The organism is Paracoccus sp. S-4012, from assembly GCF_009674885.1.
Taxonomy (GTDB): Bacteria; Pseudomonadota; Alphaproteobacteria; order Rhodobacterales; family Rhodobacteraceae; genus Paracoccus.
Map to the genome: position 1 here is coordinate 275,189 of NZ_WKKA01000001.1, position 19,667 is coordinate 294,855.

21 protein-coding genes are annotated in these 19,667 nt (G+C 72.7%); 11 read left to right on the top strand and 10 right to left on the bottom strand.

Going from position 1 to position 19,667, the window contains the following annotated elements; all coding sequences use genetic code 11:
- Positions 1-11 precede the first annotated feature (11 nt).
- Genes GI374_RS01320 through folD form a run of 3 tightly spaced genes read left to right on the top strand, consistent with a single transcriptional unit; the run spans position 12 to position 3,356 of the window.
- Entirely contained in the window at positions 12-2,123 is a 2,112-nt protein-coding gene (locus tag GI374_RS01320; RefSeq protein ID WP_154335207.1) for an OmpA family protein, read from the top strand.
- A 10-nt stretch (positions 2,124-2,133) separates the two neighbouring features.
- Positions 2,134-2,463, top strand: a complete 330-nt coding sequence (locus GI374_RS01325) for a hypothetical protein (protein ID WP_154335208.1) — start codon at positions 2,134-2,136, stop codon at positions 2,461-2,463.
- A 14-nt stretch (positions 2,464-2,477) separates the two neighbouring features.
- On the top strand, positions 2,478-3,356 hold the full coding sequence (gene folD / locus GI374_RS01330; protein ID WP_154335209.1) for a bifunctional methylenetetrahydrofolate dehydrogenase/methenyltetrahydrofolate cyclohydrolase FolD: 879 nt from the start codon (positions 2,478-2,480) through the stop codon (positions 3,354-3,356).
- A 174-nt stretch (positions 3,357-3,530) separates the two neighbouring features.
- Here folD and hisA read toward each other — a convergent pair whose 3' ends face one another.
- Positions 3,531-4,247 carry a 1-(5-phosphoribosyl)-5-[(5-phosphoribosylamino)methylideneamino]imidazole-4-carboxamide isomerase gene (gene hisA, locus GI374_RS01335; protein ID WP_154335210.1) on the bottom strand — a complete coding sequence of 239 codons (717 nt, stop codon included), beginning with the start codon at positions 4,245-4,247 and terminating at the stop codon, positions 3,531-3,533.
- A 123-nt stretch (positions 4,248-4,370) separates the two neighbouring features.
- On the opposite strand from hisA, the gene GI374_RS01340 reads away from it, so the two are divergent.
- Complete coding sequence (locus tag GI374_RS01340) at positions 4,371-4,757, top strand: DUF2147 domain-containing protein (RefSeq protein ID WP_154335211.1); 387 nt, start codon at positions 4,371-4,373, stop codon at positions 4,755-4,757.
- Positions 4,758-4,809: 52 nt separating this feature from the next.
- Positions 4,810-5,640 (top strand): alpha/beta fold hydrolase, encoded by an 831-nt coding sequence (locus tag GI374_RS01345; protein ID WP_154335212.1) that lies wholly within the window; start codon positions 4,810-4,812, stop codon positions 5,638-5,640.
- Between the two features lie 59 nt (positions 5,641-5,699).
- Here the strand turns inward: GI374_RS01345 and hisH are convergent, their stop codons facing one another.
- Together hisH and hisB are read right to left on the bottom strand one after the other, a co-directional pair.
- Positions 5,700-6,335 carry an imidazole glycerol phosphate synthase subunit HisH gene (gene hisH / locus GI374_RS01350; protein ID WP_154335213.1) on the bottom strand — a complete coding sequence of 212 codons (636 nt, stop codon included), beginning with the start codon at positions 6,333-6,335 and terminating at the stop codon, positions 5,700-5,702.
- Positions 6,335-6,922, bottom strand: coding sequence for an imidazoleglycerol-phosphate dehydratase HisB (gene hisB, locus GI374_RS01355; RefSeq protein ID WP_154335214.1), 588 nt, complete (start codon positions 6,920-6,922; stop codon positions 6,335-6,337). Before hisB ends, hisH begins: the two co-directional genes overlap by 1 nt.
- Before the next feature lie 115 nt (positions 6,923-7,037).
- Here hisB and GI374_RS01360 point away from each other — a divergent pair, with 115 nt between their 5' ends.
- Both GI374_RS01360 and zapA read left to right on the top strand, forming a co-directional pair.
- On the top strand, positions 7,038-7,487 hold the full coding sequence (locus GI374_RS01360; RefSeq protein WP_195759802.1) for a hypothetical protein: 450 nt from the start codon (positions 7,038-7,040) through the stop codon (positions 7,485-7,487).
- Positions 7,487-7,849 carry a cell division protein ZapA gene (gene zapA / locus GI374_RS01365; RefSeq protein ID WP_154335215.1) on the top strand — a complete coding sequence of 121 codons (363 nt, stop codon included), beginning with the start codon at positions 7,487-7,489 and terminating at the stop codon, positions 7,847-7,849. Before GI374_RS01360 ends, zapA begins: the two co-directional genes overlap by 1 nt.
- Here the strand turns inward: zapA and hisG are convergent, their stop codons facing one another.
- Genes hisG through hisS form a run of 3 tightly spaced genes read right to left on the bottom strand, consistent with a single transcriptional unit; the run spans position 7,850 to position 11,087 of the window.
- Positions 7,850-8,530, bottom strand: coding sequence for an ATP phosphoribosyltransferase (hisG, locus tag GI374_RS01370; RefSeq protein ID WP_154335216.1), 681 nt, complete (start codon positions 8,528-8,530; stop codon positions 7,850-7,852).
- On the bottom strand, positions 8,524-9,594 hold the full coding sequence (locus GI374_RS01375) for an ATP phosphoribosyltransferase regulatory subunit (RefSeq protein WP_154335217.1): 1,071 nt from the start codon (positions 9,592-9,594) through the stop codon (positions 8,524-8,526). The genes hisG and GI374_RS01375 overlap by 7 nt, the downstream gene beginning before the upstream one ends.
- On the bottom strand, positions 9,591-11,087 hold the full coding sequence (gene hisS, locus GI374_RS01380; RefSeq protein WP_154335218.1) for a histidine--tRNA ligase: 1,497 nt from the start codon (positions 11,085-11,087) through the stop codon (positions 9,591-9,593). The genes GI374_RS01375 and hisS overlap by 4 nt, the downstream gene beginning before the upstream one ends.
- A gap of 47 nt (positions 11,088-11,134) precedes the next feature.
- On the opposite strand from hisS, the gene GI374_RS01385 reads away from it, so the two are divergent.
- Positions 11,135-11,347 carry a SlyX family protein gene (locus GI374_RS01385; RefSeq protein ID WP_154335219.1) on the top strand — a complete coding sequence of 71 codons (213 nt, stop codon included), beginning with the start codon at positions 11,135-11,137 and terminating at the stop codon, positions 11,345-11,347.
- Between the two features lie 3 nt (positions 11,348-11,350).
- Here the strand turns inward: GI374_RS01385 and GI374_RS01390 are convergent, their stop codons facing one another.
- The 4 genes from GI374_RS01390 to GI374_RS01405 form a co-directional block, all read right to left on the bottom strand.
- Complete coding sequence (locus GI374_RS01390; protein ID WP_154335575.1) at positions 11,351-12,601, bottom strand: HlyD family type I secretion periplasmic adaptor subunit; 1,251 nt, start codon at positions 12,599-12,601, stop codon at positions 11,351-11,353.
- A gap of 215 nt (positions 12,602-12,816) precedes the next feature.
- Positions 12,817-14,556 (bottom strand): type I secretion system permease/ATPase, encoded by a 1,740-nt coding sequence (locus tag GI374_RS01395; RefSeq protein ID WP_154335220.1) that lies wholly within the window; start codon positions 14,554-14,556, stop codon positions 12,817-12,819.
- 90 nt (positions 14,557-14,646) lie between these two features.
- Positions 14,647-16,929 (bottom strand): transglycosylase domain-containing protein, encoded by a 2,283-nt coding sequence (locus tag GI374_RS01400; protein ID WP_154335221.1) that lies wholly within the window; start codon positions 16,927-16,929, stop codon positions 14,647-14,649.
- Between the two features lie 133 nt (positions 16,930-17,062).
- Positions 17,063-18,052, bottom strand: coding sequence for a polyprenyl synthetase family protein (locus GI374_RS01405; protein ID WP_154335222.1), 990 nt, complete (start codon positions 18,050-18,052; stop codon positions 17,063-17,065).
- Positions 18,053-18,111: 59 nt separating this feature from the next.
- Here GI374_RS01405 and GI374_RS01410 point away from each other — a divergent pair, with 59 nt between their 5' ends.
- Genes GI374_RS01410 through GI374_RS01420 form a run of 3 tightly spaced genes read left to right on the top strand, consistent with a single transcriptional unit; the run spans position 18,112 to position 19,352 of the window.
- On the top strand, positions 18,112-18,324 hold the full coding sequence (locus GI374_RS01410) for a DUF2007 domain-containing protein (protein WP_154335223.1): 213 nt from the start codon (positions 18,112-18,114) through the stop codon (positions 18,322-18,324).
- Positions 18,305-19,084 (top strand): tRNA1(Val) (adenine(37)-N6)-methyltransferase, encoded by a 780-nt coding sequence (locus tag GI374_RS01415; RefSeq protein ID WP_154335224.1) that lies wholly within the window; start codon positions 18,305-18,307, stop codon positions 19,082-19,084. Before GI374_RS01410 ends, GI374_RS01415 begins: the two co-directional genes overlap by 20 nt.
- Before the next feature lie 55 nt (positions 19,085-19,139).
- Positions 19,140-19,352 carry a YdcH family protein gene (locus GI374_RS01420; RefSeq protein WP_154335225.1) on the top strand — a complete coding sequence of 71 codons (213 nt, stop codon included), beginning with the start codon at positions 19,140-19,142 and terminating at the stop codon, positions 19,350-19,352.
- The last annotated feature ends 315 nt before the right edge of the window (positions 19,353-19,667 follow it).

A 19,667-nucleotide genomic window follows, 5' to 3' on the forward strand; every position in this document is an offset into this window, starting at 1 on the left:
GCGAGGCACCGATGAGCCGACCCCCTCCCCGCCGCCGTTCGCGCAAAGGCGTCGCCACCCTCGCGGCTGCGGTGCTGATGGCGGGCGCGGCCGGGGGCGCGTGGTTCGGGGCGATCGAGGCCGCCGACTACATCGAGAACCGCTCCGCCATCGAGGTGCGCCGCGCGCTCGCCGACGGCTTCCCCTGGGCCAGCGTGGCGACGGACGGGCTGCAGGTGGCGCTGACCGGCACCGCGCCCGACGAGGGCGCGCGGCTGCGCGCCCTCGCCGCCGCGGGCACGGCGGTCGATCAGGGCCGCATCGTGGAGCGCATCGAGGTCGCGCGCCAAGCGCCCGTCGCCCCGCCCGCGTTCAAGGTCGAGCTGCTCAGGAACGACTCCGGCATCTCGATGATCGGCCTCGTGCCCGCGGCCAGCGATCCCGCCGCAATCGCCAGCACCGCCGGCGGTTCCGGCCGCGTGCCGGTCGCCGACCTGCTCGAGACCGCCGACTTCCCCGCGCCCGAGGGCTGGGCCGAGGCGCTCGGCTTCGCGCTCGAGGTGGTGGCCGGCACCCCGCGAGCGAAGATTTCCGTGGCGCCCGGCCATGTCGCGGTGACGGCGCTGACCGACAGCGCCGAGGAGAAGGCGCGGCTCGAGGGCGCGCTGACCAGCCGGGCGCCCGAGGGGGTGGTCCTCGATCTCGACATCTCGGCCCCCCGGCCGGTCATCTCGCCCTTCGCCCTGCGCTTCGTCATGGACGAGGCGGGCGCGCGCTTCGACGCCTGCGCCGCGGATACCGAGGCCGCGCGCGACCGCATCCTTGCGGCGGCGCGGCAGGCCGGGGCGACGGCCAGCGACTGCGCGCTCGGCCTCGGCGCCCCGTCCCCGCGCTGGGCCGATGCCGCGTCAGCCGCGATCTCGGCGCTCGCGGCGCTGGGCGAGGGCTCCGTCACCCTCTCGGACGGCGACGTGGCCCTGCGCGCGCCCGCGACGGTCCCCGCCGCCGCCTTTGACGAGCAGGCGGCAAGGCTCGAGCATACCCTGCCCGATGTCTTCCGCCTCACCACGCTCCGCGACGCGCCCGCGGCCGAGGCGCCGCGGCCCGCGGAGTTCGTCGCCGTCGAGGACAGCTCCGGCCGCCTCACCATGCGCGGCCGCGTCCCCGACGAGGCCATGCGCGACGCGGTCCAGAGCTTGGCGCGCTCGCGCTTCGCCAGCGTCGATGCGGCGCTGACGGTGGACCCCTCGGTGCCGGAAGGCTGGACGGTGCGGGTGATCGCCGCGCTCGAGGCGATGGGGGATCTGGCCACGGGTGCGGTCGAGGTCACGCCGGCGCTGATCCGGGTGCAGGGGGTGTCCGGCAGCCGCACGGCGTCAGACGCCGCCGCGACGGCGCTCGCCGGCCGTCTCGGCGCGGGGGCGGCCTATGCGCTCGGCATCCGCTACGAGCCCCGACTGGACCCGGTCCTCGGCCTGCCGGATGGGGCCGAATGCGCCGCGGCGGCGAATGAGGTCCTGGCTGTGTCCGAAATCGGCTTCGAGCCCAACCGGCCGGAGATCGCGGGCGAGGTCGAGCCGTCGCTCGCCGCGCTCGCCGAGGCGCTCGAGCATTGCGGCGACTTCCGGCTGGAGATCGGCGGGCACACCGACTCGCGTGGGTCGGAAGAGTTCAATCAGCGCCTGTCGCAGCAGCGCGCCGAGGCGGTGCGGGCGGCGATGGCCGGGGCCGGGATCACGACCACCCACATGACCGTGGTCGGCTATGGCGACAGCCGCCCCGTCGCCAGCAACGAGACCGTGGCCGGGCGCGAGGCGAACCGGCGGATCGAGTTCCGCCTGCTCTCGCCCGAGCCGGTCGGCGGCTATCCGGCCGCGGCGGCCTCGTTCGTGAGCGGCGTGACCGGGGGGCCTGCACCGGAGAGCGCGGGCGAGGCGCCCGTGCTGGTCGCGGCGGAAGCCGAGGCGCTTGAGGAGGACGACGCGCCGGAGCGGCACGAGCCCGAGCCGATCGCCTGGCCCCAGACCGACGCCGACCTCGACGCCCTGCGCGACGATCTCGGCTTTGCGGACGACCCCCCGGCCAGCTATACCGCCGGGACGAGCGCGATTGCCGCGCATGTCTCGCCCGGCCCGCCCGACTGAAGGACCGTCCATGGACCGCGAGCAGTTCATCGTCGCCACGGCCGTGACGCTGTTCGCAGCCTTCGTCATGGGCTGGTTCGCCAGCTGGCTGATCCACCGCCTGACCCGCGCCACCCGCGCCGACATGGGCGAGCTGGACCGCATGGCGCAGCAGCTCCACGAGGCCGAGGAGGCCATCGCCACGCTGGAAGCGCGCGAGTCGGACCTGTCGAGCCGCCTCGCCGCGGCCGGGATCGAGCTTCGCGGCGCGATGGACGCGCTGGCCGAGAGCCGGGCCGAGGTCGAGGAGCTGCGCGACTACATCGAGAAAAAACTGGCCCGCAGCCGCGGCGCCTCGTGAGCAAGGGGCCACGGATGACGGCACGGTTGATCGACGGCAAGGCGCGCGCGGCCGCGCTGCGGATGCGTGTGGCCGAGGAGGTGGCAGCGTTGAAGGCCGGGCACGGCCTGACGCCCGGCCTCGCCGTGGTGCTGGTCGGCGCCGATCCGGCGAGCGAGGTCTATGTCCGCTCCAAGGGCAAGGCCACCGTCGAGGCCGGGATGCAGAGCTTCGAGCACAGGTTGCCCGCCGAGACGCCGCAGGCCGATCTGCTGGCGCTGATCGCGCGCCTGAACGCGGACCCGGCGGTGCATGGCATCCTCGTCCAGCTGCCGCTGCCCGCGCAGATCGACGAGGCGGCGGTGCTGGGCGCGGTCGCGCCCGCCAAGGACGTGGACGGCTTCCATATCGAGAACGCCGGCCGTCTGGCGACCGGGCAGGAGGCGATGGTGCCCTGCACGCCGCTCGGCTGTCTGATGCTGCTGCGTGAGGAGTTGGGGTCGCTCGCGGGGCTGGATGCGGTGGTGGTGGGCCGGTCGAACATCGTCGGCAAGCCGATGGCGCAGCTGCTCTTGCGTGACAGCGCGACGGTGACGGTGGCGCATTCGCGGACCCGCGACCTGCCGGGGCTGTGCCGCCGGGCCGATATCCTGGTGGCCGCGGTGGGGCGGCCGAAGATGATCGGCGCCGGCTGGATCAAGCCGGGCGCGGTGGTGATCGACGTGGGCATCAACCGGACGCCCGAGGGGCTGGCCGGCGACGTGGATTTCGACGCCGCGCGCGCCGTGGCAGGGGCGATCACCCCGGTGCCGGGCGGGGTCGGGCCGATGACGATTGCCTGCCTGCTGGCGAATACCGTGACCGCCGCGGCGCGGGCGAACGGCCTGCCGGTGCCGAAGGGGCTCACCGCCTGACGACCCCGTTACGGCCCGCCCGTCCGCCAAAGCGGACGGGTCCGCGCCCGCCCGCCCGACAGGCGGGCGCGATTGCGCCCACCTTCGTGCGTGCGGGGACCCTCTGTTGCGCTGCGTCATCATACGGAGCGGGATCGGGTCACGCGCCCCGATCCCTCGCGCGGAAATCTTCGCCTACCGCAAGGCGGCGAGCGCCTCCCCCAGATCGAGCGCGCCGTCATAGAGCGCCCGCCCCGAAATCGTCCCTGCGATTGCGCCCGTATCCCGCAGCGCCAGCAGGTCCGCGAGGCGGCTGACCCCGCCCGAGGCGATCACCGGGATCGTCACCGCCCGCCCAAGCGCCGCTGTCGCCTCGACATTCGGCCCCTGCATGGCGCCGTCGCGGTCGATGTCGGTGTAGATGATCGCGGCCACGCCCGCGTCCTCGAAGCGGCGGGCGAGGTCGGTGGCCTCGACCTCCGTCTCCTCGGCCCAGCCCCGCGTGGCGACCCGGCCCCCCCGCGCGTCGATGCCGACTGCGATCCGGCCCGGATGCGCGGCCGCCGCCTCGCGCACGAGGTCCGGCGCCTCGACCGCGACGGTGCCGAGGATCACCCGCGCCACGCCCTTCTCCAGCCAGGCCTCGATCCCCGCCCGGTCGCGGATGCCGCCGCCGAGCTGGACCGGGATGCTCACCGCGCCGAGGATCGCCTCCACCGCCGCGGCGTTCACCGGATGCCCGGCGAAGGCGCCGTTCAGGTCCACCAGATGCAGCCACTCGGCCCCGGCCTCCGCAAAGGCGCGGGCCTGCGCTGCGGGGTCGGTGCCGAAGACCGTCGCGGCCGCCATGTCGCCGCGCAGCAGCCGGACGCAGTTGCCGTCCTTGAGGTCGATGGCGGGGTAGAGGATCATGGCGCGCTCCCTGTTGATGGCCGCGGCTTGCCACAGGCGGACCGCCGCCGGAACCCCACGTCAGGCTTGATCGGCCGCGAGCCGCCCGCGCAGGCTTCGGGCGAAACGAAAGGAGGCTCATCGATGCACAGGCTCGCACTCGCCGCCGCCCTCGCGCTCGCCGCCGGGGCGGCGCAGGCGCAGGGGATCGGCGGCATCTTCCAGACCCAGGCCAACGACAACGGCGATGTGGGCATGGTCCAGTTCGCCCCCTGCGGCGACCGCTGGTGCGGCACGCTGATCAAGTCCTTTCACGCCGACGGGACCGAGTTCCAGTCGCCGAACACCGGGCGCAACATCGTCTCGGACATGCAGGACAATGGCGGCGGGGCATTCTCGGGCGGCAGGATCTGGGACCCCGGCTCGGACCGGACCTATTCCTCGAAGATGACGCTCGATGGCGGCACGCTGAAGGTCCAGGGCTGCATCGCGGTGATCTGCCGGACGCAGACCTGGGTGCGGGTGCGGTAAGGAACCCCGCGGCGGCGCAAGGGTTCGGCCCCCGACAGCAAGGGAGGTCCGCATGTCCCGCATCACCGCCGCCGATGGAACGTCGCTCTACGTCAAGGACTGGGGGCAGGGCCGCCCGGTCGTGCTGATTCACGGCTGGCCGCTCTCGTCCGATGCCTGGGAGTACCAGGCGGTGCCGCTGGCCGAGGCGGGCTATCGCGTCGTGGCCTATGACCGGCGCGGCTTCGGGCGCTCGGACCAGCCGTGGACGGGCTACGATTACGACACGCTGGCCGACGACCTCGCCACGGTGATGCGCGAGCTGGGCCTCAGCGACGCGACGCTGGCCGGCTTCTCCATGGGCGGCGGCGAGGTCGCGCGCTACATGAGTCGGCACGAGGGCCGCGGCGTGCGGCAGGCGATCTTCGTCTCCTCGGTCGCGCCGGGGCTGCTGAAGTCCGAGGCGAACCCGCATGGCGCCACGGGCGACGTCTTCGACGGCATGAAGGACGGCATCCGCAAGGACCGGGCGCAGTTCTTCAAGGACTTCTTCCCGTCGTTCTACGGCAACGGCCTGATGAGCGGCGGCGCGAGCGACGGCATCCTGCACTGGAGCTGGAAGATGGCGATGCAGGCGAGCCTGAAGGCGACGCTCGACTGCGTGGACGCGTTCGGGCGCACGGATTTCGCCGCCGACATGGGGGCGATCAATGTGCCGGTGCTGGCGATCCATGGGACGAAGGATGCAACCGTGCCCATCGGGGCCACGGCGCACCGGGTGGCGAAGCTGGTGAAGGGGGCGGAGCTGATCGAATACGACGGCGGCGCGCACGGGATTCCGGCCACCCATGCGGTGAAGCTGGCGGCGGACATGAAGCGGTTTCTGGCGGGGCCGATCGCGTGAGCGGGTAGGGTGCGTGCTCTGCACGCACCGGGGGCGACGGTGCGTGGAAACCACGCACCCTACGGCGCCCAGCGAAGGAAATTGCCGAGTATCCGCAACCCCGCGGCCTGCGACTTCTCCGGGTGGAACTGGCAGCCCGCGATGTTGTCGCGCCCCACCACCGCCGTCACTGGCCCGCCGAAATCCACCCGGGCCAGCAGATGCGCGGGGTCGTCGGGGTGGAACTGGTAGCTGTGGACGAAATAGGCGTGGTCGCCGGTCGCGACGCCCTCCAGCAGCGGATGCGGGTGCAGCACCTCGAGGTCGTTCCAGCCCATCTGCGGCACCTTGAGGCGCGGGTCCGCGGGCTCGATCCGGCGGATATGTCCGCCGATCCAGCCCAAGCCCGGCGTCTCCTCGTATTCGTGCCCTGTGGTCGCCAGAAGCTGCATGCCGACGCAGATGCCGAGGAACGGCACACCCCGGTCCAGCACCGCATCGCGCATCGCCTCGACCATCCCCGGCACCGCGTCGAGCGCGGCGCGGCAGGCCGGGAACGCCCCGTCGCCCGGCAGCACGATCCGGTCGGCGCGGCGCACCGCCTCGGGATCGGCCGTCACCGCGACTGTCGCGCCCAGGTCGCGCCCTGTCAGCGCCAGGGCCTTTTCGGCCGAATGCAGGTTGCCGCTCTCGTAATCGATGAGCGCGACCCGCATCAGAGGGCGCCCTTGGTCGAGGGCAGCACGCCGCCCATGCGCGGGTCCGGCTCCACTGCCTCGCGCAGCGCGCGGGCGACGGCCTTGAAGGCGGCCTCGGCGATGTGGTGGCTGTTCAGCCCGTGCAGGCGGTCCACATGCAGGGTGATGCCGCCATGCGTGGCCAGGGCCTGGAAGAACTCGCGAACCAGTTCGGTGTCGAATGCGCCGATCTTCGCGGTCGGGAAGTCCACGTTCCACACCAGAAACGGCCGCCCCGAGAGGTCGAGCGCCGCGCGGAGGAGCGCGTCATCCATCGCGAGGTGAAAACTGCCGTAGCGGCGGATGCCGCGCTTGTCGCCCAGCGCCTGTGCCAGCGCCTGCCCGAAGGCGATGCCGGTGTCCTCGACCGTGTGGTGGTCGTCGATGTGCAGATCGCCCGTCGCGCGCACCGTCAGGTCGATGAGCGAATGCCGCGCCAGCTGGTCGAGCATGTGGTCGAAGAAGCCGACGCCGGTCCGGTTGTCATAGGCGCCGCTGCCGTCGAGGTTCACGCGGACCTCGATCTCGGTCTCGGCCGTGGCCCGGCTGACGCTCGCCTCGCGCATGGGGTCCTCCTGTGCGCCGTCGCAGATCGCGGTTTGCGGCGCTTTCCCGCGCGGGGTTCTTGTCAGGCCGGGGGTGCGGATGCAACAACGGGCAGGACGGACGAAGGACAGATCAATGAGCGACCTCTCCGCCAGCGAACGGCGCCTGCTCGCGGCGCTGGACCGGATCGACCGGAGCATCGACCTGATCCGCGCGCGGGAGGCGGAAGCCCCTGCGCCCGCGGCGGAGGGCGCCTCCGAGGCGGCGCGGCTGGCCGCGGCGAATGACGAACTGATCGCGGCCAACCGCGCGCTGATGGCGGCGTTGGACGGGCAGGGCGGGGGGGAGGATGCCAGCCGCCGCGCGCTCGAGGCCGAGATCGAGGCCCTGAAGGCCGCCCGCGCGGCCGAGATCGCGCAGCTTGGCGATGTCCTCGGCGCGCTCGAGGCGCTGACGGGGCGCCAGGACGGCGGCCCGGCCGGGGACGAGGAGGCGGCGGGCGACCTGCCCTCGCTGCCCGAGGGCGGCCTGCCGCGGACCGCGGAGGCCACGCCGATGGCCGATCCCGAAGCGGAGGAGCGGTGATGGCCGAGGTCGATTTCACCATCGGGCACAAGCAATACACCCTCACCTCGCAGGAGGGGGAGGAGCGGCTGCTGCGCCGTGCCGCGGGCCTTCTCGACGCCGAGGCGCAGGCGATCCTCGAGCAGGCCGGAAGGATGCCCGAGGCGCGGCTCCTGCTGCTCGCCGGGCTGATGCTCGCCGACCGGATGTCCGCGCTCGAGGATCGGGCGGCATCGGCCGAGCGCGAGTTGAACCGGCTCAAGTCGAACCCGCAGCGGGTCGAGGTCCCGGTGTTTCCGCCGGAACTGCGGGAGGCGCTCAACGAATGGGCGGCGCGGGCCGAATCGGTGGCGATGCGGGCCGAGGAGCTGGCGCAGGAATAGTCAGTTCAGCCGCGCGGCGAGGGCCACGAAGGCCGGGTCGCCGGATTTGGCCATGCGGCGATTCGCAAACAGCGTCGCTTGGCTCGCATGGATCAGCCCGTCGGGCAGCACCTTGAGGTGGTTCGCGCGCAGCGTCTCGCCGGAACTGGTGATGTCGGCGATCGCCTCGGCCGTGTGGTTCGCCACCGTCCCCTCCGTCGCGCCCTGGCTGTCCACAAGCTGGTAGTCAGCGACGCCCTTCTCGGCGAGGAAGGCGCGCACGAGGCGGTGGTATTTCGTCGCGATCCGCAGCCGGTGGCCATGCGTGGCGCGGAAGTCCCGCGTGACGGCGGAGAAATCGTCCAGGGTCTCGACATCCTGCCAGCAGGCCGGAACCGCGAGGACCAGATCGGCATGGCCAAAGCCCATCGGAGCAAGCTCCACCACGTCCGAGCGCCAGCCCGCCAGCCGCTCGCGCACGAGGTCCGAGCCGGTCACGCCAAGGTCGATCCGCCCCGAAGCCAGCTCGCGCGGGATCTCGCCGGCCGAGAGCAGGACCAGCGACAGCCCGTCCGCGCCCTCGACCCGCCCTGCATATTCGCGCGCGCCGCCCGCCCGGCCCAGCATGATGCCGCGCGCCGCGAACCAGGCGAAGCTCTCCTCCATCAGCCGCCCCTTGGACGGCAGGCCGAGCTTCAGCATCGCCCGGCCTCCAGTTCCGCCACGAGGCCGGGACGGATGATGCCGCCGACCGCCGGGATCGCCGCCCCGCGGCCGAGTTCGGCGGTCAGCAGGTCGTAGCGGCCACCCGAGGCGACCGGGGGCCAGTCGGCTCTTCCGGGGGCGAGGAAGCTGAAGGTCATGCCGTCGTAATATTCCATGGTGCCGCGGCCGTGGCTGGCGTCGAAGCCGATCACGTCGAGGGGCACGCCGGCCCCTGCGATCAGCGACAGGCGGCGCGCAAGGCGCTCGACCGCCTCGGCGATGCCGGGCCAGTCGCCGGCGAGGCGGCGCAGGTCAGTCAGCGCCGCGGGTGCGGGGCCGGCAACGGCGAGCAGCCGACGCAGCGCCTCGGCCGCGTCGGGGGCGAGCGGGGGTTCGGCCGAATCGACCTTGAGGCGCAGGAGGCGGGCCTCCATCTCCTCGCGCGAGCGACGCCCGGTCCAGGGGGCCTCCGAACGGGCCGGGTGGCGCGGTGGCACGGGAGCCGAGAAGCGCGCCAGCAGCCGCTCGAACCTGACCGGCCGCCAGATGTGATGCAGGAGCGCCGACCGGCGCAGGGCCGCGAGCGGCAGCGCCGCGATGGCGTCGCGCACGAGGCCCATGTCGCCCATCACCGGCGTCAGCCGCAGGGGCGCGAGCAGCCGGTGAAAGAGCGCGAAGACCTCGGCATCGGCGGTGGCCACGTCGCGGTCGAACACCTCGAAGCCGACCTGCAGGTATTCGTTGTCGCGCGGATCCGCGGGCCGCTCCTCGCCCGGATCCTGCTTGCGGAACACCTCGCCCAGATAGCAGTAGCGCGCCGGATCGGCCCCGTCCTGCATGTGCAGCCGCACCACCGGCACGGTGAAGTCGGGCCTGAGCGCCACCTCGCCCCGCAGGGGATCGGTCGTGACATAGGCCCGCGCGCGGATGTCCTCGCCGTAGAGGTCGAGGAGGGTGTCGGCGGGCAGCAGCACGTCGGGCGAGACCTCGTCCGCGCCCGCCTCGCGGAAGGCGGCGAGCAGGCGCTGACCGGTGCGGGCCTTGGCAGTCTTGGCGATCATCGGCGCGCGGCGGCGCGCTCGAGCATCGCGCGGACGCCCTCGACCAGGCCCGTGCGCGCGACCTCGGTCTGCGCCGGCTGCGAGCGCCATTCCTCGTGCGTGATCTCGCCCGCGAGCCGCGCGCCGAGGTCGAGGTCCTTGAGCTGCACGACACCGCGCGCCGCCTCGTCCTCGCCCGCGATCACCGCCACCGGCGCGCGGCGGCGGTCGGCATATTTGAGCTGGTTGCCGAAGTTCCTGGGGTTGCCGAGATAGACCTCGGCCCGGATGCCCGCCGCCTGCAACTCGGCGGCCATGGCGAGGTAATCGGCCATCCGCGCGCGATCCATGACCGTCACGACCACCGGCCCGGCCTCGTCCTCCCCCGCCAGCCCCTTCTCGCGCAGCGCCGCGAGCAGCCGGTCCACGCCGATCGAGACGCCGGTCGCCGGCACCTTCTGGCCCGTGAAGCGTTCGACCAGATCGTCATAGCGCCCGCCGCCCGCCACGCTGCCGAACTGGCGCGGGCGGCCCTTGTCGTCCAGCACCTCGAAGGTGAGCTCCGCCTCGAAGACCGGGCCGGTGTAATAGGCGAGGCCGCGGACGATGGAGGGATCGATGACGACGCGATCCGGGCCAAGTCCGAGCGCGGCGAGCAGGGTGGCGATGGTCGCCAGCTCCTCGACGCCCTCCGCGCCGGAGGCCGAGCCGCCGACGGCCATGCGCAGGTTGTCGAGCGTCGCCGCGTTGTCAGCGCCCTTGGAGGTCAGGAAGGCCAGCACCGGCGCGGCGGCGGCCTCGGTCAGGCCCACGCCCTCGATCTCGGCCCCGGATTGATCGCGGCGTCCGGCGGTCAGCAGCTGCCGCACCCCCTCGGCGCCGATCTTGTCGAACTTGTCGATGGTCCGCAGCACCGCGGCGGCCCGCTCGCCCGCGACGCCGACCGCCTCCAGCACCCCGTTCAGCACCTTGCGGTGGTTGATCCGCACCAGATAGTCGCCCGGCGCGATCCCGGCCGCCTCGAGCGCCTCGGCCAGCATGGCGATGATCTCGGCATCCGCGGCGGGAGAGGCGCTGCCGACGGTGTCGGCGTCGCACTGGTAGAACTGCCGGAAGCGCCCCGGCCCCGGCTTCTCGTTGCGCCAGACCGGGCCCATCGCGTAGCGCCGGTAGGGCGAGGGCAGGTCGTTGCGATATTGCGCCGCGACGCGGGCGAGCGGCGCCGTCAGGTCGTAGCGCAAAGCCAGCCAGTCGCCCGAGCCGCCGCCGGGCACCGCCTCCTCCTGCCAGGCGAAGACGCCGGCATTGGGGCGGTCGGTGTCGGGCAGGAATTTTCCCAAGGCTTCGACCGTCTCGACCCCCGCGGTCTCGAGCGCGTCGAAGCCGTGCCGGTGGTAGACCGCGGCGATACGGTCCAGCATCGCCTTGCGCCCGGTCACCTCGGCGCCGAAATAGTCGCGGAAGCCCTTGGGCGTCTCGGCCCGCGGGCGGCGGATTTTCTGGCTTGGCGGCATGGCGGCTTCCGGTCTGGTCGGGCGCCGGTCTAGCGAAGGGGGCGGGCATGGACAAGGACGGGCGGCTGGAGCGGATCGAGGCGGCGCTCGCCCATGCGCTGCGGGCGGTGGAGGAGCTCTCCGAGGTCGTGGCCCGGCAGGATGCCGAGCTCGCCCGCCTCTCGCGCCGGGTGGGCCAGCTGCTCGAGCGCGAGGCCGAGCGCGAGGCGGATGCCGGCGGCACGATCCCCATTGCCGACCAGCGGCCGCCGCACTGGTGAGGCTCAGCTCTCGCGGAAGGCGCGGGCGAAGTAGTTGGACAGCGGCTGCATGAGGTAGTCGATCGGCCGCCGCTCGCCGGTCAGGACATAGACCTCGACCGGCATGCCGGGGACGAGGACCAGGTTGCCGAGCTTGGCGCGCTCCGCCTCGGGGATGCTGACCTCGCCGCGATAATAGGGCATCTGCGTGCGCTCGTCGGTCACGGCATCGGCCGAGATCCGCTCCAGCACGCCCTCGATCTCGGGCGTGGTGCGCGAGGCGAAGGCCGAGAAGCGCAGCCGCACCGGTTGGCCGGGGCGGACCTCGTCGATGTCGATGGTGGCGATTTGCGCCGCGATCACCAGCGGGCGGTCCTGCGGCACGAGGAACAGGATCGGATCGGCCGGGCGGATGACCGAGCGCGGCGTCGTCACCTGCAACTGGTGGACGATGCCCGAGACCGGGGCGCGGATCTCCAGCCGGGCGATCTGCTCGCCGAGGGAACGGCGGCGCTCGGCCAGTTCCAGCTCGCGATAGCCGAGATCGCGCAGCTCGGCCTCGGCGTTCTCGCGGCGGGTGGCGGTGAGGCGCAACTGCTCGATGTCGAGTTCGGTGATGCGTGCCTCGGCCTGCGCGCGGCTGGCCGCCAGCTCGCCCAGCCGGCCGTCGAGGCCCGCCGCGTCGCGCCGCAGCGCCAGCACCCGAGGCGCCTGCGCGAGGCCCTTGTCGAGCAGCGTCTGGGCATCGCCCAGCTCCTGCCCGATCAGCTCGCGCTGCTCGGCCAGCGCGGCGGACTGGGCGTTGATCCCCTCGATCTGGGCCCGCATCTGCTCGGCCTGCTTGTCGAGCTGGTCGAGCGATTGCCGCAGCGTGTCGAGCCGGGCCTCGAACAGCGCCGTCTGGCCCTGCATCAGCTCGGCGGCGTCGGGATCGGTGGCCGCGGCATCCACCAGAGGGGCGGGGAAGGTGAGGGTCTCGGCATCGGCGCGTTCGGCCTCGAGCCGGCCGCGGCGGGCCATGACCTCGAAATACTGGCCCTCGACGATCGAGCGTTCGGTCGTGAGCAGCGCGCCGTCGAGGCGGATCAGCGGCTGCCCGGCTTCGACGGTCTGGCCCTCGCGGACCAGGATCGCGTCGACCACGCCGCCATCGGGGTGCTGGACGACCTGCCGGTGAAGCTCGACCTCGACCTGCCCCTGGGCGACCACGGCCCCGCCGATGCGCGCGCCCCAGGCCCATCCGCCCAGGGCCCCGACGAGGAGCAGGAGGCCCATGAAGCCGAGCAGCAGGCCGCCACGCGCTGACCACCGGCGCGGGGGCGGCGGCGGCTCGGGGCGGAGCGGCGTCGGATCGCGCGGCGCCTCGGCCTCGCGCGCGGGCGGCGGCGCGCCGTTCGGCTGGCCGGTGCGGCCGGGCGAATAGGCGGTGCCGGTGACGCCGGTGACGCGATAGGCGGGCGCGTCGGTGCCTGCCGTGAGATCCTTGTCGCTCATGCCACACCCGTCCCGGCGCTGCCCGCCCGCTGGATCTCGCCCGCGTTGCGCACCACCGCCTTCAGCACCTCCTCGCGCGGGCCGAAGGCGCGGCGCACGCCGCCCTCCAGCATCAGCAGGAGCTCGCATTCATTGATGGCGGCGGGCCGGTGCGCCATGATGATGACCGCGCCGCCCCGCGCCTTGATCGCGCGGATGGCGCGGTTCAGCGCCTCGGAGCCTTCGTTGTCAAGGTTCGAGTTCGGCTCGTCGAGGACGAACAGCACCGGGTCGGCATAGAGCGCCCGAGCGAGGCCGATGCGCTGGATCTGCCCGCCCGAGAGGCGCCCGCCGGTCTGCGAGACGAGAGTGTCGTAACCCTCGGGCAGCTCGAGGATCATGCGGTGGGCGTTGGCCGCCGTCGCCGCGGCCACGACGCGCGCAGCGTCCGGCTTGGTCGAGAGGCGGGCGATGTTCTCGGCGATGGTGCCGTCGAACAGCGTGACCTGCTGCGGCAGGTAGCCGATCAGCTGGCCCAGAACGTCCGGGTCGTACTGGTCGAGCGTCGCGCCGCCGAGGCGGATGGTGCCCGCGGCGGGGGTCCAGGCGCCGATCAGCGCCTTGGCGAGCGTCGTCTTGCCCGCGCCGGAAGCGCCGATCACGCCGAGCGCCTGGCCCGGGCCGAGCGCGAAGCTGACGCCGCGTAGCGTGGCGAGGTTCTGGCCGGGCGGCACGACCGAGAGCTGGCTCACCTCCAGCTTCGCCTCGGGACGGGGGAGCGCGGTGCGGGGCGCGAGCGGGGGACGGCGCGAGAGCAGCCCGGCGAGCCGCCGCCAGCCATCCTGAGCCGCCTGGACCGAGGCCCAGCCGCCGACCACCTGGTCCACCGGCGCGAGCGCCCGGCCCATCAGGATCGAGGCGGCGATCATGGCGCCGGGCGTCAGCTGGGCCCGCAGGACCAGCCAGGCCCCGGCGGCGAGCAGCGCGCTTTGCAAAAAGAGGCGGAAGGTGCGCGAGAAGACGGTGAAGCCCGCCGCCCGGTCGGCGCCGCTGACCGCCGCGACCGCCGAGACGTCGCGCGCGGCCTTCCACCGCGCATGCGCCGCACCGCGCATGCCGAGTGCGCCCACAAGCTCTCCCGCGTCGCGATAGAGATCGCCCATCCGCTCGGCCGCCTTGCCGTAGCGCATGGCCTGCTGCAGCGGCTTGCGGCTGAAAAGCTGGTTCGCCAGCGTCGTCAGGACCAGCACCACGAGCCCCGCCAGCGCCACGAGGCCGAGGATCGGATGCAGCAGGAACACCGCCGCCATGAAGAGCGGCGCGAACGGCAGGTCGAACAGCGCCAGCAGCAGCGGCGAGCCGACCAGCCGCTGCACCGAATCGAGGTCGCGCATGCCGCCCTGCAGGACGGCCGAGTCCGGCGCGGCCCCGCCCTCGCGCAACGCGGCATCGAAGACCCGCGGCTCCAGCCGCTCCTGCAGGCGGGCGCCGACGCGGGTCATCACCCGGCTGCGGGCGAGGTCGATCGCCCCCATCAGCACGAACAGCGCGGTGACGAGCGCAAAGAGCGCCGCCAGCGTCGGCACCGAGCGGCTGGTCAGCACCCGGTCATAGACCTGCATCATGAAGAGCGGCCCGGTGAGCATCAGCAGGTTCACCGCCACCGAGAACAGCCCGACAGCCGCCAGCAGCGGCCATGACTGGCCGCGCGCGGCCGAAAGCTCGGCCCATCCGTGTCGCTGAGGCGTGAGTGTCATCTCGCCCTTCCATGTCCATTGCAGCGCCGCGTCGGGCCGAGTCGTCGGGCCGAGGCTAGCGCCGGAATCTTTACGCGCGGTTGACGCGCGTCAGTTGCTGCCCATCGCCTGTCCCAAGGCCGCCGCCAGCGGATCGGCCCCGCCCTGCGGCGCCACCGGGGAGGCCTGTCCCTCCGGCCCGTTGCTGACGATGCGGCCCGGCGTCGCTGGCGCGCCCATCGCCTCGCCCAGCGCCGCCTGCATCGGGTCGCCCGCGGGCGCGCCCAGCACCTGACCGAGCGCGGCCGCGAGCGGGTCGCCACCCTCCATCGCCACCGGCGTGATCTGCGTCGCGCCCACGCCCTCGGGGAAGTCGGTCCCGAGCGCCACATTGGGCAGGCCCTCGTGGATCTCGGCCATGACCGCCTGCCACATCTCGGCCGGCAGCCCGCCGCCGGTGACGCCGGTCAGCGGCGTGTTGTCATCATAGCCCATCCAGACGCCGGTAACGTATTGATCGGTGAACCCGATGAACCAGGCATCGCGGTAGGAGGAGGTGGTGCCGGTCTTGCCCGCGGCGTCGCGCCCCGGCAGCTTCGCCCGGCCGCCGGTGCCGCCCTCGATCACCTGCCGCATCATGCCGATCAACTCGCCGGCCGCCTTCTGCGAGATCACCCGCCGGCCCATGCCGCCCGACTGGCCGATCAGCGGCGTGTCGTCGCTCTTCAGGCGCACCTCGACCATGCCGTAGGGGCGCACGGCGGTGCCGCCGTTGCGGATGCCGGCATAGGCGCCGGTCATCTCGAGCAGCGTCGATTCGGAGGCGCCGAGGCCCAGCGAGGGCGAGTGCGTCATGTCGCCGCCGAAGCCGAAATCCTCGGCCACGCGGCGCACGTTCTCGCGGCCCGCGGCCTCCTGCAAGCGGATGGTCGCGGTGTTGATCGACTGCGACAGCGCCCGGGTCAGCGTGATCTCGCCCAGATAGCGGCGGGTGTAGTTCTGCGGCGACCAGGGGCCGGAGCCGGGGATGTTGATGGTCAGCGGTCCGTCCAGCACGATCGAATCGGGCGAGTAGCCTTGGTCGAGCGCCGCGGCGAAGACGAAGGGCTTGAAGGCCGAGCCGGGCTGGCGGCGGGCCTGGGTCGCGCGGTTGAAGGTGCCGTCCTCGGTGTTGGTGCGCCCGCCGATCATCGCGCGCACCGCGCCGTCGGCGCTCATCACGACTACCGCCGCCTGCGCGGCCGAGCCTTCCTTCACCTTCTCGGCGAAGATCTGGTTCATCGCACGCTCGGCCGCGCGCTGCACCCGCTGGTCGAAGGTGGTGCGGATGACCACGTCCTCGGTCGTCTCGGAGGTGAGGAAGCCCGGCCCGCTTTCCATCAGCCAGTCGGCGAAATAGCCGCCGGACCGCGCGGCGGCGGCGCGCGACAGCTGCGCCGGGTTGGCGCGCGCCGCCTCGAGCTCGGGTTCGTTGATGTAGCCCTGCTCGCGCATCAGCGCGAGGACCACGTTGGCGCGGTTCTGCGACCGCTGGATGTTGCCGGTCGGCGCGTAATAGGAGGGCGCCTGCAGCAGCCCGGCCAGCATCGCCGCCTCCGGCAGCGACACCTCGAGCGCCGGCTTGTCGAAATAACGCTGCGAAGCGGCCTCGAAGCCGCGCGCGCCGCCGCCGAGATAACTGCGGTTCATGTAGATGTTGAGGATGTCGTCCTTGGAGTACTTGATCTCCAGGGCGAGCGAGAAGGGCACTTCCTTGACCTTGCGCCAGAGCGACGAGGTCCGGCACTCGGCTTCGAAGGCCGATTCGCTCTCCCAACGGGTCGGGTCGAACTCCTCGCCGAGGCAGAGCAGCTTCGAGACCTGCTGGGTGATGGTCGAGCCGCCATGCCCCTCCAGCGGGCCGCGGCCCTCGGAGAGGTTGATGCGGATGGCCGAGGCGATGCCGCGCGGGTCGATGCCGGGGTGGATGTAGAACCGCCGGTCCTCGGTCGCGATCACCGCCTCGCGCAGGACGGGCGCGATCTTGTCGGAGGTAACCATGCCGAAGGTCTCGCCGCGCCAAGCGAAGGTCCGCCCGTCGGTGTCCATCATCGTGACCGAGCCGCGGGCGCGGCCGTCGAACAGCTCCGCCGCCTCGGGGAGGTCCGCGTAGTAAAACGCCGTGGCGGTGCTCAGAATCAGCAGCATCACCAGCCCGAGCCGCCAGAACGAGCCCCAGAGGACGCGCCAGACCAGCGAGATTCCCCCCGTGACGCTGCGCACCAGCCAGTTGCCGCGACGCGCCGGCCGCGCCTTCGCCCGCCGCCTCGGCTTGCGGGGCGATTCGGGCGGGGGCTCGGTTACGATGCGTCGATCGGCGGTCAGGCGCCGCGGCGATCCGCTGGGTTTCTTCATCTGCTCGTCCTGCCCCGGCCGTCTCGCGCGGCTCGTCAAAACGCGAAGTTACAGCAAAGCCGCGGCTATTGGAAACCGCGCGCACCGAAGCGTGACCGGAGGAGAGCGGCGGACCGCCGCCCGCGTGTCCGCCTCAGGCGATCCGCTCGACCACGAAGCCCGAAAGGTCAGCCAGCATCCGCCGCAGGGGCGTGTCCGGCAGGGCGCCCAGAGCGTCGCGGGCCTGCCCGGCCCAGTCGAGGGCGTCGGCGCGGGCTGCCTCCATCGCGCCGTGGCGCGCCAGCAGCGCAATCGCGTGCTGCAGGTCGCCGCCACGCTGGTCGCCGGCCTCGATCACCCGCGACCAGAAGGCGCGCTCCTCGTCACTGGCGCGCGCGACGGCCTTGATGACCGGCAGGGTCAGCTTGCGCTCGCGGAAATCGTCGCCGACCTCCTTGCCGATCACCGCGGCGCTGCCGCCGTAGTCGAGCAGGTCGTCCACGATCTGGAAGGCGATCCCCAGGGCGTCGCCATAGGTCCGCAGCGCATCGACCTGCGCCTCGCTGCCGCCCGCGATCACGCCGCCGACCTCGGCCGCGGCGGCGAAGAGCGCCGCGGTCTTGCCGCGCACGACCTGAAGATAGGTCGCTTCGCTGGTGGACAGATCCTGCGCCGCGGTCAGCTGCAGCACCTCGCCCTCGGCGATCACGGCGGAGGCATCGGCGAGGATGTCGAGCACGCGCAGGCTGCCGGTCTCGGTCATCAGCTGGAAGCTGCGGGCGAAGAGGTAGTCTCCGACCAGCACGCTCGACTTGTTGTCCCAGAGCAGATTCGCCGTCGGCCGCCCCCGCCGCTTGCTGCTCTCGTCCACCACGTCGTCGTGAAGCAGCGTCGCGGTATGCAGGAACTCCACCGTCGCCGCGAGGCGGATGTGGTCCTCGCCCTGGTAGCCGAGCGCCTTCGCGGCCGCGAGCGTCAGCATCGGCCGCAGCCGCTTGCCGCCGGCCTCGACCAGATGCGCCGTGACCTCGGGGATGCGGGGCGCGTGGCGGCTGGCCATCCGCTCGCGGATCAGGGCGTTCACGCGCGTCATCTCGGCGTCGAGTTCGGCGGACAGGCGGTCGAGCGGGGTGGGATCGTTCATCGGGCGTGCCTTTCGCCCGCCCCTTGCCACGGCCCCCCGGCTTCCGCAAGTTTCCCGCCATGAAGGAACTGATCCGCAGCAACGACCCCGTCCGCCTCTCGCGCGCCGCCGGACTCCTCGAGGCCGAGGGCATCCCCAGCTTCGAGCTGGACGGACACATGAGCATCCTCGACGGGTCGATCGGCATCCTGCCGCGGCGGCTGATGGTGGCCGACCGCGATCATTTCATGGCCCTCGCGATCCTGCGCGACCATGACCTCATCGACGGCTGAACCGGGCGCGACCCGGTGCGACGCGTTCCTCGGCGGCGCCTTGCTGCTGGAGCAGCCGGTGCGCGGCTACCGCGCCGGGATGGACGCGGTTCTGCTGGCCGCCGCCTGCCCGGCCCGGCCGGGGGAGAGGGTGCTGGAGCTTGGCTGCGGCGCCGGGGCGGCGGTGCTGGCGCTGTCGCGGCGCGTGGCGGGCATCGAGGCCGCGGGACTGGAGGTGCAGGGGAAATATGCCGCGCTGGCGCGGGCGAATGCGGCGGGCAACGGCCTGAGCCTGGAGGTGGTCGAGGGCGACCTCGCGGCGATGCCGGAGGCGCTGCGCGGCCGCTCCTTCGATCACGTCATCGCGAACCCGCCCTTCTTCGCCGCCGGTCCCTCTGCCCCGGATGCCGGGCGCAGCCGCGCGCGGCACGAGACGACGCCGCTTGCCGTCTGGGCCGATGCCGGGCTGCGGCGGCTGCGGCCCGGCGGCTGGCTGACGCTGATCCTGCCCGCGGGGCGGATGGGCAGCCTACTGGCGGCGCTCGAGGGCCGCGGCGGTGATGCCCGTGTGCTGCCGGTCGCGCCGCGCGACGGCCGCCCGGCGGGGCGGGTCATCGTCGCCGCGCGCAAGGGGGCGAAGGCGCCGCTGACCCTGCTGCCGCCCCTCGTCCTGCACGCGCAGGCGGCGCATCTGACGGATGGCGAGGACCTGACGCCCGCCGCTCAGGCGGTCCTCCGCCGGGGCGCGGCATTATCGCTCGCCTTTGTGCAAACCGGGTGACAGCGGGACGGGAACGTGGTGGGATCGGCGTCACTGGCATAACAGGAGGATGACCATGACCGTCGCGTCCCACGTCCAGGAACTCCGCCGAAAGCATCAGGCGCTCAGCGCCGCGGTCGAGACCGCGCAGCGCAACCCCGGCATGAGCGATATCGAGATCGCCCGGATGAAGAAGGAGAAGCTCCGGCTGAAGGAGGAGATCTCGCGCCTGACACCGGACGCAGCGGAGGGGGCCAACGGCACGGCGATGCGCCAGCCGGCGGGCTGACCCTGCCGCGCGAAGAGTGGGGGCTTCGCGCCCCCACACCCCCGCGGGATATTTCTGGACAGAAGAAGGGACAGGTAACGGTCGGGCGCTGGGCGGCCGATGGCCTTCCAAACGGCGATGGGAGCCGGCCTCGTCACTGGCGACACGGGACTCCTCTGACGGAGAAGCAGTGGCTTCGCGCCGTGGGTCGTCGCTGAGCCCGGCCCGGTTCGACTTGCCAGTTGTCATGTCACGGTCGGACCGCGCCGTCGTCGAGCAGCCGATCCGCCGCAGCGTCGCTCCGGGCAATTTCCTGAACGACGCGCGGCGTTTCGG

Coding starts and splice junctions, on each gene's coding strand:
- GI374_RS01320 (WP_154335207.1), top strand. CDS start 12: ATGAGCCGACCCCCTCCCCGCCGCCGTTCGCGCAAAGGCGTCGCCACC.
- GI374_RS01325 (WP_154335208.1), top strand. CDS start 2,134: ATGGACCGCGAGCAGTTCATCGTCGCCACGGCCGTGACGCTGTTCGCA.
- folD (WP_154335209.1), top strand. CDS start 2,478: ATGACGGCACGGTTGATCGACGGCAAGGCGCGCGCGGCCGCGCTGCGG.
- hisA (WP_154335210.1), bottom strand. CDS start 4,247: ATGATCCTCTACCCCGCCATCGACCTCAAGGACGGCAACTGCGTCCGG.
- GI374_RS01340 (WP_154335211.1), top strand. CDS start 4,371: ATGCACAGGCTCGCACTCGCCGCCGCCCTCGCGCTCGCCGCCGGGGCG.
- GI374_RS01345 (WP_154335212.1), top strand. CDS start 4,810: ATGTCCCGCATCACCGCCGCCGATGGAACGTCGCTCTACGTCAAGGAC.
- hisH (WP_154335213.1), bottom strand. CDS start 6,335: ATGCGGGTCGCGCTCATCGATTACGAGAGCGGCAACCTGCATTCGGCC.
- hisB (WP_154335214.1), bottom strand. CDS start 6,922: ATGCGCGAGGCGAGCGTCAGCCGGGCCACGGCCGAGACCGAGATCGAG.
- GI374_RS01360 (WP_195759802.1), top strand. CDS start 7,038: ATGAGCGACCTCTCCGCCAGCGAACGGCGCCTGCTCGCGGCGCTGGAC.
- zapA (WP_154335215.1), top strand. CDS start 7,487: ATGGCCGAGGTCGATTTCACCATCGGGCACAAGCAATACACCCTCACC.
- hisG (WP_154335216.1), bottom strand. CDS start 8,530: ATGCTGAAGCTCGGCCTGCCGTCCAAGGGGCGGCTGATGGAGGAGAGC.
- GI374_RS01375 (WP_154335217.1), bottom strand. CDS start 9,594: ATGATCGCCAAGACTGCCAAGGCCCGCACCGGTCAGCGCCTGCTCGCC.
- hisS (WP_154335218.1), bottom strand. CDS start 11,087: ATGCCGCCAAGCCAGAAAATCCGCCGCCCGCGGGCCGAGACGCCCAAG.
- GI374_RS01385 (WP_154335219.1), top strand. CDS start 11,135: ATGGACAAGGACGGGCGGCTGGAGCGGATCGAGGCGGCGCTCGCCCAT.
- GI374_RS01390 (WP_154335575.1), bottom strand. CDS start 12,601: ATGGGCCTCCTGCTCCTCGTCGGGGCCCTGGGCGGATGGGCCTGGGGC.
- GI374_RS01395 (WP_154335220.1), bottom strand. CDS start 14,556: ATGACACTCACGCCTCAGCGACACGGATGGGCCGAGCTTTCGGCCGCG.
- GI374_RS01400 (WP_154335221.1), bottom strand. CDS start 16,929: ATGAAGAAACCCAGCGGATCGCCGCGGCGCCTGACCGCCGATCGACGC.
- GI374_RS01405 (WP_154335222.1), bottom strand. CDS start 18,052: ATGAACGATCCCACCCCGCTCGACCGCCTGTCCGCCGAACTCGACGCC.
- GI374_RS01410 (WP_154335223.1), top strand. CDS start 18,112: ATGAAGGAACTGATCCGCAGCAACGACCCCGTCCGCCTCTCGCGCGCC.
- GI374_RS01415 (WP_154335224.1), top strand. CDS start 18,305: ATGACCTCATCGACGGCTGAACCGGGCGCGACCCGGTGCGACGCGTTC.
- GI374_RS01420 (WP_154335225.1), top strand. CDS start 19,140: ATGACCGTCGCGTCCCACGTCCAGGAACTCCGCCGAAAGCATCAGGCG.